This window comes from Piscibacillus sp. B03 (genome assembly GCF_052246295.1).
Lineage (GTDB): Bacteria > Bacillota > Bacilli > Bacillales > Alkalibacillaceae > Piscibacillus.
The window spans coordinates 15,017-29,141 of record NZ_JBQQCO010000029.1 but is presented as its reverse complement, the minus strand read 5'-3'; the positions used below and the strand labels follow the sequence as shown (position 1 = coordinate 29,141).

Annotated in this window: 8 protein-coding genes; 5 read left to right on the top strand and 3 right to left on the bottom strand. The window is 34.6% G+C overall.

Translation table 11 applies throughout. The features are described from left to right. Positions 1 to 327: 327 nt before the first annotated feature. From ACTWQB_RS15130 to ACTWQB_RS15120, 3 genes are all read left to right on the top strand, one after another. Complete coding sequence (locus tag ACTWQB_RS15130) at positions 328 to 4,350, top strand: peptidoglycan-binding protein (protein ID WP_443140023.1); 4,023 nt, start codon at positions 328 to 330, stop codon at positions 4,348 to 4,350. Between the two features lie 127 nt (positions 4,351 to 4,477). Further along, entirely contained in the window at positions 4,478 to 6,847 is a 2,370-nt protein-coding gene (locus ACTWQB_RS15125; RefSeq protein WP_443140022.1) for a peptidoglycan-binding protein, read from the top strand. 81 nt (positions 6,848 to 6,928) lie between these two features. After that, positions 6,929 to 8,242, top strand: coding sequence for a nucleotide sugar dehydrogenase (locus ACTWQB_RS15120; RefSeq protein WP_443140021.1), 1,314 nt, complete (start codon positions 6,929 to 6,931; stop codon positions 8,240 to 8,242). Between the two features lie 19 nt (positions 8,243 to 8,261). Here the strand turns inward: ACTWQB_RS15120 and ACTWQB_RS15115 are convergent, their stop codons facing one another. The 3 genes from ACTWQB_RS15115 to ACTWQB_RS15105 form a co-directional block, all read right to left on the bottom strand. Further along, entirely contained in the window at positions 8,262 to 9,338 is a 1,077-nt protein-coding gene (locus ACTWQB_RS15115) for a YheC/YheD family protein (protein WP_091776359.1), read from the bottom strand. Between the two features lie 21 nt (positions 9,339 to 9,359). Next, positions 9,360 to 9,932, bottom strand: coding sequence for a GNAT family N-acetyltransferase (locus ACTWQB_RS15110; protein ID WP_443140020.1), 573 nt, complete (start codon positions 9,930 to 9,932; stop codon positions 9,360 to 9,362). Positions 9,933 to 10,096: 164 nt separating this feature from the next. Continuing rightward, positions 10,097 to 11,104, bottom strand: a complete 1,008-nt coding sequence (locus tag ACTWQB_RS15105; protein WP_443140019.1) for an LCP family protein — start codon at positions 11,102 to 11,104, stop codon at positions 10,097 to 10,099. A gap of 165 nt (positions 11,105 to 11,269) precedes the next feature. On the opposite strand from ACTWQB_RS15105, the gene ACTWQB_RS15100 reads away from it, so the two are divergent. Continuing rightward, on the top strand, positions 11,270 to 12,358 hold the full coding sequence (locus ACTWQB_RS15100; RefSeq protein WP_443140018.1) for a glycosyltransferase family 4 protein: 1,089 nt from the start codon (positions 11,270 to 11,272) through the stop codon (positions 12,356 to 12,358). Positions 12,359 to 12,534: 176 nt separating this feature from the next. Then, positions 12,535 to 13,992 (top strand): APC family permease, encoded by a 1,458-nt coding sequence (locus ACTWQB_RS15095; RefSeq protein WP_443140017.1) that lies wholly within the window; start codon positions 12,535 to 12,537, stop codon positions 13,990 to 13,992. Positions 13,993 to 14,125 lie beyond the last annotated feature (133 nt).

Genomic DNA, 14,125 nt, shown 5'->3' with positions numbered 1-14,125 from the left:
TCAACTACCAATTTCAGCCTAATTTTGAATCAATTGGTGGCCACCAATTGATTCAAAAGCAATAAAACCATAAAAAATCAAAGAAAAACGGCGAAATTCTAAGAAATAATTAATTTATTGAGGGAGGGTTACAGTTTTTTAAAAAAGTTAGTAGATTGTTAAAAAAATAATCATTTATTAATAAAATTAAAAAATTGTTGTACTTTGTAAAATTAGTTCCATATTTCTATTGAAATTGTTAAGATTTCAAGAGAAAATAAAATGAAAAGTTTATTTGAAAGGAGGGAATTTTTTCTTAGTATGCAATTTAAAAATAGAATAAGTATAATGTCTGTGGCTATATTTATAATCGCAATTTTGTTTAATTCATCTACTATATTTGCTAATGAACAAGATGTCGATTTTCCGCTTGAAAACGGAGATAGACATGAGATATTAATTGATGTAAAGGTCATGTTAAATTGGTTAGGATACGACGGAATACAGGTTACGGATTATTATGGGAATTGGACTGAAACCAGAGTTAGTCAGTTTCAAGAGGATTCAGGCCTTCCAGACTCTGGAGTGCTAGATTCAGAGACTTATAACACTTTAGTAGACTCTTATTCCTCCGTCTTTCAAGAAGGAGGGAGTCATGAGAATGTCTCTGAATTTAAGGAACAATTGAAGGAAATCGGTTTTGGAGGCATGTTAATAACCGATAATTTTGGAAGTTACACCGCACAGAGGGTGAGTGATTTCCAAGAATATTATGGGTTGGATGCAACGGGTGAGGCAAATACGGAGACTATGTTAATGCTTCAGGAATTGTTAAATCACCCACTTCAGGAAGGAAAGCGCCATAATGATTTAATAGAATGGAAGCAAAAATTAAACCAATTAGATTTCGGATATATTAAAGAAACAGATTATTTTGGCTCTTGGTCTGATAACCGTGTACGTGCATTTCAAGATACTTATGGTTTAGTGGTAAATGGAATCATAGATGACCCAACTAAAGATAAAATTAATCAATTAATCTCTCATCCATTACAAAAGGATAACAGACATGATGATTTAATAGAGATTAAACACATGTTAAATTGGTTAGGTTACGATCGAATTGCTGTTTCGACTTATTTCGGGTCTTGGACGGAAACTCGAGTCCAACAATTCCAAGAAAACCAAGGGATCCCAGCACACGGTATCGTAGATGAATTGACGCGTAGTCATTTAGAGAGCGAATTAACTCGTGTCTATCAAGAAGGTGGCAGTCATGGCAAAATCGTTGACTTAAAGTATAAGTTAGATGATTTGGGTTTTGGGGGTATTCTCAAAACTGAAAATTACGGAAGCTTTACAGCTCAACGTGTCGGCGAGCTCCAAAAGTATTATGGACTAGCAACAACAGGTAATATTAACACTGAAACTCTTCTAATGATTGAAGAAATACTAGATAGCCCATTTCAAGAAGGTAAAAGACATCCAGATTTAATAGACTGGAAAGAAAAATTAAACCGACTTGATTTTGGTTATATACAAGAGACAGATTACTTTGGAAACTGGTCTGATAATCGAGTAAGATCTTTCCAAGAGACATACGGTTTGGCAGTCAATGGAATTATAGATGAACCAACACAGACCAAAATTAATCAATTAATCTCTCATCCTTTACAAGTAGGTAACGAACATGACGATTTAATAGAGATTAAGCACATGTTAAATTGGTTAGGTTATGACCGAATTGGTGTATCAACTTATTTTGGTTCTTGGATGTCTACTAGAGTCGAACAATTTCAAGAGGATCAAGGGATTCCTGCTCATGGTATAGTGGATAGTTTAACCCGTAACCATTTAGAGAATGAATTCAACCGTACCTACCGAGAAGGTGGTAGTCATTCGAAAATCGAAGACTTAAAAGAAAAGCTAGATGAACTAGGCTTTGGTGGAATTCTCATAACTGAAAACTTTGGTAGTTATACAGCTACACGTGTTCGAGACTATCAAAATTATTATGAACTACAGGTTACAGGTACGATTACTCTTGAAACATTGTTACACATTGAAGATACTCTTGATCATCCTTTACAAAAAGGGAAATCGCACTCAAATCTAATTGGATGGAAAGAGAAGTTAAATGCTTTAGACTTTGGGTATATTCAAGAAACAAATTATTTCGGTTCTTGGTCTGAAAATCGAGTTCGAGCCTTTCAAGAAACTTATGGGTTAGCTGTTAATGGTCGAATCGACGAACCTACACAGTCGAAGATTAATAGTATTATCAATCACCCTATTCAAGAAGGTAACGAACATGACGATTTAGTAGAGATTAAAAATCTATTAAATTGGCTTGATTACGATGGCATTGCCATCTCGACTTTCTTCGGTTCTTGGACGAAAACTCGAGTTGAACAATTCCAGGAAGACGAAGGGTTACCAGTACACGGGATTATGGATGAACTCACTCAAGACCGATTACAGTCAACATTTAATAATGCCTTTCAGAAAGGCGGCAATCACCAAGGCGTTGTTAAGTTGAAAAACAGCTTAAAAGATGTAGGATTTGGAGGTATGTTAATCACTGAGTATTTTGGTGATTATACATCTCAAAGAGTAAGCGATTTTCAACGTTACTATGGATTAAATGTTACATCAAAGGCTGATTTTAATACTTGGTCTAAAATTGAGGATCTAAAGAATAACCCTTTCCAAGAAGGAAATAGCCATCCTGACATTGTTGATTTAAAGCAAAAACTAAATCAACTAGGCTTTGGTGACTTAGACAATTCGGAACTGTTTGATTCAGATACGTTAGACAGTTTAAAGTATTTCCAAGATCACTACTCTTTAGTCGAGAATGGAATCGCAGATGACCCTACGTGGAATAAGTTAGAGGAAATATTGGATAGTCCATATCAATATGGCAAGAGACATGACTATATTATTGAAATAAAAGAAATGTTAAATGCTATTGGATATGGTGGAATTAAAGTCACTAATTATTTTGGTAGTTTTACAAAACAAAGGGTAGAAGAATTTCAAGCAGATTACGGTCTACCTGTTTCAGGTATTGTTGATGAAGTTACTTTAGATACACTAAAAGAAGCAGATGACGGATATAACTATACGTATTATGATCTGACATTCGACCGTGCCGTTGACATTCAAATGGCTCAAGGAACACCTAAATATGATGGGGCAGGAAATATCCCAGCTGATGAAGCTAACGTTAGATATTATTTAAACCCATCGAATTATTCAAAGGGATCTGCTAAGTTCTTACAATTTTTAGTGCTAGATAAATCTACTAATCTATCAGCTAATGAATTAAATGCTAATTTCTTAAGTGATAGTGGAACACTAACAAACACTGGACAAGCATTTATCGATGCTGGTAAAGAATATGGATTAAATGAATTATATTTAATCGCCCATGCTCTTCATGAAACAAGTCATGGTACATCTACTCTAGCAAAAGGTGTAGGTGTCGATGGAAATGGAAATGTAATTAGAGAAAATGGTAAAGTCGTAAGGGATATTGACCATAAAGATGTTGAACATATTGTTTATAATATGTTCGGTTATGGAGCACATGATAATAATCCAACTGATGGCGGTGCTAAATATGCATTTGACCATGGTTGGTTCTCACCAGAAGAAGCCGTCGTCGGTGGGGCTGAAAGAATTTCTAACAACTATATCTCTAGAGGACAAAACACTTTATACAAGATGAAATGGAATCCAGATTATGCAGCAAACAATAACTCGTTAGGACCACAATATGCAACTCATATCATGTGGGCAGAAATTCAGGCAGGAATGCTTCACAATATGCTAGGTAACAGTGTGAATAACGTACCATTAAGATACGATATTCCTGAATATCAAGATCAACCAGGACCAGATGGTTCTAAACCACCTGCACCTGAGATTGAACCTGATGTAAATGAATATCCAAATGACATTATAGGAACTGTTACTGTGAACTTAAACTTGCGAAAAGGTCCAGGAACAAATCACGATATTATCACTACGATTCCAAATGGTAGTGAAATAGAAATCCTAGGTGAAAATGGTTCTGGATGGCTTAACGTTAAGTATAATGGTAACGAAGGCTGGGTTTCTAAACAGTATGTTGACATTAAGAACCTATACTATGTAAATGGTTCTGGAGTTAACTATCGTTCTTCTCCAGCAGGAAATGTTTCTGGATCCTTAAGTAGCGAATTTGTCGCTTTAAGTCTAGATTCTTCTTATAATATTGTTTCTCAAAAAGAACCATTAAACGGTGTGAATTACACTTGGTACCGAATTTCTGTTAACGGTCAAAATTACTGGATGGCAAATGAATTCTTAGAAAAAGTAGATTAAGTTTTAAAAACCGCATCACAACAGTGGTGCGGTTTTTTCTAAAACTTTAATTTATTGTTAATTTATAGTAATTTAATAGATTTAATAGTATCATAACTTATAGAATATTAATCTGGAGATGATTGACATGCTTAGAAAAGTTATAAGTTTAGCGGTGTTTTCCCTTGTCCTTTTCAACAGTCAACTTATGCTATCAGCCAATGATGATCTTAATCAAAATGATCAAGAAGAACAGTTAGCTAATGAGGATATGGTAGAGGAAACAAGTAATGAAGATAATGACCTTGAACAGACAGATGAGAACCAAGAATCTGATACAAAAACTGAAGAATATGACGAAGAACAACAAACAGAAAAAGTAGATGAAGAAAGTAATAACGAAACAGTAGATGAAAAAGAGGTTAACAAAGAAGTTATTGAAGAAAATAACGAGGAAAGTTCCAAAAAGGTTTCGGTTGAGAAGCAAGGTGACCTAGAAACTACAGAAAAAATTAATGAAGAGGAAGAACCACAAGTCTTTTCAAAAGGTGACCGTTCACCACAAATCATAGAGTTTAAAGAGCAGCTAAACGCTATAGGGTTTGGCTATATTACAGTTACTGAGTTGTTTGGTTCCTTTACGGAAAAGCAAGTTAAAAAGTTTCAAGAATATTATGGTCTTGAAGTGAATGGCCAATTAGACTTACCTACACAACAATTAATTAACGACATACATAGTAATAGTTTACAGCAGGGTCATAGTGACCAACAATTAATAGAATTGAAAACGAAAATGAATCGCCTTGGTTATGGAAATATTTTGGTGACCACTTATTTTGGTAACTTTACAGAAAAGAAACTAAAAGAGTTTCAGTCTGATTATGGTCTAATTTCCAATGGTATTTTTGATTCAAAAACATTAGAAGAATTAAATACTGTCTATAATACTGGTTTCAGTGTTGGTGCAAGACATAAGGGAATTCCAGCCCTTAAAAACAAATTAGACCACGCTGGTTTTGGAGGGATGTTAATCACCGATTATTTCGGAGATTATACTAAAACCCGGGTGGAAGACTTTCAAGCATATTATGGTTTAGATGTAACAGGATCCATAACAGAAGAGACCTTTGAAAAAGTAGAAGAGTTATATAATCATCCATTACAATATGATAAAAGACATAGTGCCTTGCCAGGCATTAAAGAACAACTAAACCGTATAGGATTTGGAAATATTTTAGTTACCAATTATTTTGGTGCCTTTTCAGAGAAAAAAGTAAAAGAATTTCAAAGGGCATATAGTCTCGTTGATCACGGAATCGTTGATGATAAAACAAGAGAGCAACTTGATGCCATAACAAATAGTCCGTTCCAAAAAGGAAAAAGACATAAAGACACGTCAGAATTTAAAGTTATGCTTAATCGACTAGGGTTTGGGTATATAACTGTTACTGATTACTTTGGTGATTTCTCTGAAAAGAAAGTAAAGGATTTTCAAAGAACATACGACTTAGTTGAGCATGGAATAATTGATTCCATTACACAAGAGAAGCTTGAGTCAATCTATCATAGTCCTTTTCAAAAAGGAAAAAGACATGAAGATTTACCAGAATTAAAACGTAATTTAAACAAACTGGGCTTTGGAAATATTAAAGTAACGAATTACTTTGGCGATTTCTCAGAGAAAAAGGTAAAACAATTCCAACGTTATTTCGGTTTACCGGATCATGGAATTATTGACGACAAAACATTGGAAAAGCTAAATGAAATTTATAATTCTCCAATGCAAAAAGGAAAAAGACATAAGGACATTATAGAATTAAAAGAAAACCTTAATAGCCTTGGATATGGGAATATTTTAGTGACTAACTACTATGGTGATTTTACTGAGAAAAAGGTAAAGGAATTTCAAAAGGATTATGGATTGCCAGTAAGTGGAATTGCAGATTTTAAGACAGTTGAAGAAATTGAAAGTCGTATTATAAAAGTGTTTATTGATCCAGGACATGGAGGACATGACCCAGGCGGGACTGGATATGGATTGGAAGAAAAGAATGTAGCATTAGATATTGCATTAAGTGCTGTTAAATATTTAAACCAGATAAAAGGTGTTAGAGTTAATATTTCTCGAAACGATGATACATTTGTAGTTCTAGAGGATCGTTCTAAGATGGCAAATGAGTGGGGAGCAGACTATTTTATAAGTGTCCATAACAATGCGTTCATGGGAGTCGGCAAAGGATTTGAAAGCTACGTACATACAACTGCTAGTAAAACTGAGAAACAAATCCAGAGTGTGCTCCATGAACATTTGATTTCAAAAATTGGCGGTGTCGATCGCGGCCAACATGAAGCAAACTTTAATGTGCTACGTAATACGAATATGCCTGCCATCCTATTGGAGTATCTGTTTATAGATAATTACGAAGAAAATCAGAAGCTTCGTCAAGCGAGTTATAGAGACTGGTTGGGTAAAATAACAGCCGACGCATTTAAAAAAGCAATACCATTAATTGATTAATACTTTCTATTTTTTCATTCCCTCTAAAAAGTGTATAATGGAATAGAAATAACTCCATGTACAAAAGGAAGGAAAACAATAATGAGTTTATTTGAAAAGATACAAGCAAAAGAAGAAAAAATCTCAGTCATTGGACTTGGCTATGTTGGCTTACCCTTAGCCGTTGAACTTGCTAAGAAGTACGATGTTGTTGGATTTGATATTAATGAAGAAAAATTAACGAAATATAAAAATGGAATAGATATTACACAAGAAGTGGGAGACGAAGCTCTTAAAGAGACTGCGATGACGTTTACCAACGATGAACAAGAACTTGAAGATTGTAAATTCCATATTGTCTCTGTTCCAACACCAATTAATTCGGACAAGACTCCGAATTTAAATCCAGTTATTGGAGCAAGCAAAACAGTTGGACGCAATTTAACAAAAGGATCCATTGTCGTATATGAATCTACCGTTTACCCAGGAACGACCGAAGAAATTTGTGTTCCAATTCTTGAAGAACAATCAGGCTTAAAGTTCGGTGAGGATTTCAAAGTGGGATACTCTCCAGAACGTATTAATCCTGGTGATAAAGTGAATACGTTAACTAAAATCGTCAAGATTGTCTCAGGTTCTGATGCTGAGACATTAAAAGAAGTAGCAGCGCTTTATAGTTCAATTATTGAAGCTGGTGTTCATGAAGCGGAATCGATTAAAGTGGCTGAAGCTGCGAAAGTTATTGAGAACTCACAGCGTGATATAAACATTGCGTTTATGAACGAACTATCCATGGTCTTTAATAAAATGGATATCCCAACCAAAGCGGTATTAGAAGCAGCGGGTACGAAGTGGAACTTCTTGAAGTTCACGCCTGGATTAGTCGGTGGCCACTGTATTGGAGTCGACCCATATTACTTTACCTACAAAGCAGAACAATTAGGTTACCATTCGCAAATTATTTTATCAGGCCGTAAAATTAATGACGGTATGGGTAAATACGTCGCCTCGAACACGATTAAGAAGATGATTCAGGCTAAACAAAATATTAGCCAATCGAAAGTAGCCGTGTTAGGTATGACATTTAAAGAGAACTGTGCTGACGTTCGAAATACACGTGTCATTGATATTATTGAAGAACTTCGTGATTATGATGTCGAAGTTCTAGTTCACGATCCAATTGCGGAAGCTGATGAAGTGAAAAATGAATATGGAATCGACTTGGTTGATGAAAGTGAGCTAAAAGATTTAGATGCGATCATCATTGCAGTGGGGCATGAAACATTTAAAGAATATGATTTTACAACATTTGATTCCCTTTATAAAGATCAAGACAAGAAAGTATTAGTCGATGTAAAAGAAGTATTAGACCGAAAAGCCTTAGAGGCGAAAGGTTATTATTATTGGAGTCTATAAATAAGAAACGGAGTCACATTTAAAGTGACTCCGTTTTTTGATGGTTTTGTTTTTTAAGTTGATTGATTCGGTAATAGTAGTAACCTGCTTTAAGGTTGGCAATCTCACCTAGTGCGAATTCAGTACCAGGTGAGGTGTTAATTTCAAATAAATATGGTTTCCCATTCGGATCTAGACCAATATCAATACCTAATGAACTTAAGTTTTTACCGATTAATTCTTCGATGTGTTCAGGTAGTTCATTCCCAATCTGAATTATTTTTTCTTCAATCTCTTCCCATTGATCTGGATAATTTACTTTAAGGAAAGGCCTTAATTCAGAGACGTACCCACCTTGAGCGACATTTGAAACAACTTTTTGGTTACTAGCAATGCGAACTAAGTTAATCGCTGTTTGCCATTTACCTTCAATATTCTTTTCAAGACGAATTCGAACATCGAAGGGGTTATCGTTTTCATCTCGTGTTTTGATATACTTCTGGCAGATATACTTTTTCTTAGAAACGATGTCATAAAGTAATTTGAAAAAGTCATCATGTGTTAAGGTTTCTTCATTCGTATCGTAAATGACTTTATACTGATCTTTACTTAACTTAGTAACTTGGTAGATATTTTCACCTTTCATTCCTTTACGAGGTTTTAAGATAACTTCAGGATGTTTAGATAAGAATTTCATAATTCTTTCCGGTTGTTGTGTTGTAATATAAGGAATGACAATGTCCTTAAATTTTTCTCCTTCTCTTACTAATCGATATTGTTTCGCTTTTGATCCAATCAGTCCATTAGATAGGGTACTTTTTTGTCTTAAATATTGAACAATATCTTTGTGTTTATACAAGATCGTGTTTACATCATTAAATATGGGTACTTCAACAGTTTCTGGAACCCATTCGTCTTCCTTTAAGACCTTACCCTTTATTTGGTGGCGATCCATATCCACACCTTTTGGAGTGAAGTAGATCAGAGTTAGTCCATAATGAGCGCATGTCTTAGCTAATAATTTATAGTATTCCTTTGGTTTCCTATTACTTCGCATACATCCAACATACTGTTTGGGTTTACTTTTCTTTTTGAGTATTGATGAAATTGGTAACATAAAATAAAACCTCCTAAGTGGTTATATCGCTTTACTAACCACTCCTGATTTTTCTTCATGATACTGTAGCACTTGATGAGCCTTCGCATGTTCATGACCATAAATTTCTTTGTCTTTATAAGTATGAATCTCTTCATACATTCTTATAACCTTACTAAATACTGAAAGCTCACTCTCTTGAAGTGGCGACCAATACATAATATTGAGTTGTACCTTTTCACCCGTTAATAACGAGTTTTTGTTGTAATGAATGTTCTGGGATAATTTAAAGTCTTCACGTTCATAAAAATGAACTCTTTTCTTCGTATCAGGATCAGATTCAATAATTGGTTCAACTTCTAAAATAATGGTTTTATTTTTTTGCTTTAATTTATTGATAATCTTTTTGCCAATTCCTTTGCCTCTTGATTGACTTGAAACATACACATAGTCAACAAAAATAAAATCTTCGAATTCGGCGAATAGAATAACATGATCTGCGCTGTAATCTAGAAAGTAGCAATGTTGTTTATCTTTTAACAGGGTTTCAATATGCTTTTTAGACTTCATCTCTTCAACGGGAAAATAAGTCTTTAGCATTTTATACCAATTCATGTTTGTTACCTCCTTGATCAGATACCCATGATATACCTCAAATTTATAAAAATAAACGGCTTTAACACTCTCTTAAATAAAACGAAATTGTACCGAAAATTTTGTAAAACATAAAAAAACCTGAGCCCTTCAAAGGACTCAGGTCAATAGTTCGAGTAATATATTTAGTTCTGATCTTCAGTTACTTCTTCATTTTCATTCTCGTTATCTAGTTTTAAGTGTTCTTTTAATGCTTGTTGAGCTTCTAGTAATGACTGTTCATCGGCAATTTGATAACTTGTATTATCAATTCGCTGAGGATATGTTTCAAGATTAATAGATTCAAGATTGTCACGACCGAAGTCTGTTAAATTTTTAAACATTACTAACCCCTCGGATACTTTCATATTAGTCTCAACATGTTTAGCAACGACATCAGTTAAATCGTCAATCTTTGTAACGTTTTTGACATCCATCGCTTTTTCAGATAGGGCTTTAATGACCTCCTGTTGACGTTCACCACGACCGATATCACCGCGAGGATCTTGTTTTCTCATCCGTACGAAGGCCAATGCTTCTTCACCATTGACGTGCTGTTCGCCTTCTTTAAATTCTACATAATATGAATTTGGAGCCATCGTTTTCTGTTCAAAATCAAATGGAACATTGACCGTTACACCATCAAAGATGTCAACAACTTCAATAAATGCATCAAAATTGACTGCTGCGAAGTAATCGATTGGAATATCTAAAAATTCCTCTACGGTATGAATCGTCATTTCTTTTCCACCAAAGACGTGGGCGTGATTGATTTTATCACGGCGATCCATTCCAACAAAGTCAACTAATGTATCACGTGGGATACTTAGCATTTTGGACGTCTGAGATTTAGGATCGTAAGTAACAACCATTAAGGTATCTGTACGTCCATTTTCGCCACCAGTCTCATAATCTTCAATACCCATTAATAGAATGGAAATTGGATCTTTACTCACGGAGACTTCTTCATCACGTTTATCTGATTTATATCGACCATCTAAGTCATTGTATGATTCACTTGCCGCTTGTAGTGTTTGATAGACAAAATAAACACCTGCTGATGCGGCTACAAAAAATAATATAAGAAAAGATATTAATACCTTTTTAATTCGCTTTCGTTTCTTGTGTTTTTTTATTTCTTTTCGACCTATCATTTAGGATTCCCCTCACCTTAAATATCAGTTAACTATAACATTATAAAATCAAATGCTGTCGAATGCAAACGAATAAAGTATTACAGGTTTGAAATAATTATTTTAATCGTATTATGGCTATGCTATTATTACTATAGCTATGTATTGATAGATTGAGGGATGTAAATGAATTTTGTATTATTAACCATCGCATGCGTAACAGCATTTATTATAGCAGTAGCCACAACTCCAATCGTTCGTGTCATCGCGATAAAATTTAATATCGTTGACTGCCCAGATGAACGAAAGATTCATACAATGGAAAAGCCTTATTTAGGTGGAGTGGCGATTTTTATAAGTGTAATGATAACATACCTGATCTTTTGGCCCAATCACCAATATCAAATTGCCATTATATCTGGGGCATTTGTCATGCTTCTGACTGGGTTATTAGATGACAAATATAGTTTAAAACCAGTGGTTAAGTTAGCCGGACAAGGACTTGCAGCACTGATTATTATTTCTTCGGACTTATTAATTGATAAAATTAATATCCCATTCTTTGGTGATATTGAATTAGGGAACCTCAGTGTGGTCGTAACCATCTTTTGGATTTTAGCAGTTTCAAATGCGATTAACTTAATCGACGGGTTGGACGGGCTAGCAGCAGGAGTAGCAAGTATTGCTTTATTAAGTATTACCATCATGGCGGTTATAGATGGGAATTGGATTGTGGCATTATTATGTACCATGATTTTAGGTGCTAATTTAGGTTTCTTAGTATTTAATTTTTATCCAGCAAAAATTTATATGGGTGATTCAGGCTCACTCTTTTTAGGTTATATGGTTGCTGTTATCTCCATGTTAGGTTTATTTAAAAATGTCGCATTGTTTAGTTTTATCATTCCATTCATCGTATTAGCTGTACCTATTGTTGATACGATTTTCGCGATCATTCGCCGAATGCGAAATGGTGAAAGTATTATGAATGCAGACCGAAAACATTTTCACTACCAATTATTAGATGCCGGTCTAAGTCATAAAGGTGCCGTTATTCTAATTTATGTTTTTAGTGGAATGTTTGGGCTATTAGCTGTATTTTTTAGTTATTCCACAGTCGGGGCATCAATTATAAGTATATTCTTAGTCCTGTTATTAATTCATATCATTGCTGAAATTGTCGGATTAGTCATGGGTGGGAAGCAACCTGTGCTAAATTTCTTGAAGAAATTTGTCAAGGCGAAACCAAAGAAATATCCTAAGGATTTAGGGTGATCAAATGCCATTGAAATTGAATTCCTGTTACACAAATTTAATATAAATTCCTTTTTAATAATCTTACAAATTTATAATTATTTAAAAGTAATCCTTGTTTAGGATTGCTTTATTTTTTGAAAATTTTGATATATATTGTAGAATAGATGTTGATTATATTTTTTGGAGGTATTATTTTGGAAAATAGACAGACATTATCCAAAACTCTTAAACCCCATTGGGTATGGGCGATTGCCTTAGGGTCATCTATTGGTTGGGGAGCCTTTGTTCAACCAACGAACTGGATGGCTGATGCAGGTCCAAGTGGGGTTATGATTGGTTTCTTGATCGGGGCCCTATTAATGTTAGTTATTGCAGTTAGTTACGGGTTCTTAGTCCGTAGTTTCCCGGTTACCGGAGGAGAGTTTGCTTACGCGTTTATAAGTTTAGGAAGGACACATGCATTTATTAGTGGTTGGTTTTTAACATTGGGATACATATGTATTGTGGCTTTAAACGCATCAGCTTTTGCACTCATGTTTAAATTTGTGTTCCCAGCATTTATAGAACGAATTCCTTTATTCGTAGTGGCTGATTGGCAAGTTTTTGGAATGGAAATTATCGTAGCTACTTTAGCTTTAGCTATATTTGGTTACTTTAATATTAAAGGCTCGAGTTTTTCAGGTAGAATGCAATTCATTTTTTGTAGTGTCATGGTGTTAGGAGTTATTTTACTTGCATTTCTTGTCGGTGCACAACCAGGTGCTGGATTTTCGAACGTAACACCACAATTCCCAGCTGAAAAGACAGCTTTTGCCGCTATTATCGTTATTGTCGCGATGGCTCCTTGGGCATATGTTGGGTTTGATAACATCCCACAAGCTGCCGAAGAATTCAACTTTAGTTCGAAAAAAGCATTTTCGTTAATCGTGTTAGCGATTATTTTTGCAGCTGTGTTATATTGCTTAATGATTCTTGCAACTGCAATGGCAACTCCATGGCAGAGCGTAGTCGCTGAAGGTCACTTATGGGGAACAGGTACAGTTATTCAAGATACTTTAGGTGTCTTAGGTCTTGTGATCTTAGTGACAGCTTTAACGATGGGAATCTTTACTGGTTTAAATGGATTTACGATTTCATCAAGTCGTTTATTATTTGCAATGTCACGCGCTAAGATTATCCCAGGCGCATTCTCGAAGCTACACCCGAAACACAATACACCATATGTGAGTATTATTTTCACAGTTGCGGTGGCGATGGTAGCACCATGGTTTGGGCGTGAAGTATTACTTTGGGTAGTTGATATGTCATCTATTGGCGTAACCATTGCATATTTCTATACATGTTTTACAGCATTCTATTTATTTAAATGGAAAGAAGGAAAGGGCTTTGATCCTTCCAAAAACATTGTGGCACCATTTAAGAAAGTATTAGCAGCACTTGGTATGATGGTTAGTCTCGTATTTTTATTATTACTATTAATTCCTAATTCGCCAGCATTTTTAGGTTTTGAATCTCGTATTGCCTTAATAGTTTGGGTGGTATTGGGGATTATATTCTATTTATTTAAACGTAGAGAAATTAAATCAATGAATAAAGAAGAATTAAACTACCTCATTCTTGGAAGAAAAGAAGTAGAAATAAAGAATCAATAGATTAAAAAGTTGCCTTTTATAGGCAACTTTTTCTATGTGAACAACTTTTATATGGGAATAGCAACCCTGCTTTTGATCCCCCTCAACTGACAAATTCAGTATTGAAATTATCCAAATTTTACAATATTATAGT

Coding starts and splice junctions, on each gene's coding strand:
- ACTWQB_RS15130 (WP_443140023.1), top strand. CDS start 328: ATGTCTGTGGCTATATTTATAATCGCAATTTTGTTTAATTCATCTACT.
- ACTWQB_RS15125 (WP_443140022.1), top strand. CDS start 4,478: ATGCTTAGAAAAGTTATAAGTTTAGCGGTGTTTTCCCTTGTCCTTTTC.
- ACTWQB_RS15120 (WP_443140021.1), top strand. CDS start 6,929: ATGAGTTTATTTGAAAAGATACAAGCAAAAGAAGAAAAAATCTCAGTC.
- ACTWQB_RS15115 (WP_091776359.1), bottom strand. CDS start 9,338: ATGTTACCAATTTCATCAATACTCAAAAAGAAAAGTAAACCCAAACAG.
- ACTWQB_RS15110 (WP_443140020.1), bottom strand. CDS start 9,932: ATGAATTGGTATAAAATGCTAAAGACTTATTTTCCCGTTGAAGAGATG.
- ACTWQB_RS15105 (WP_443140019.1), bottom strand. CDS start 11,104: ATGATAGGTCGAAAAGAAATAAAAAAACACAAGAAACGAAAGCGAATT.
- ACTWQB_RS15100 (WP_443140018.1), top strand. CDS start 11,270: ATGAATTTTGTATTATTAACCATCGCATGCGTAACAGCATTTATTATA.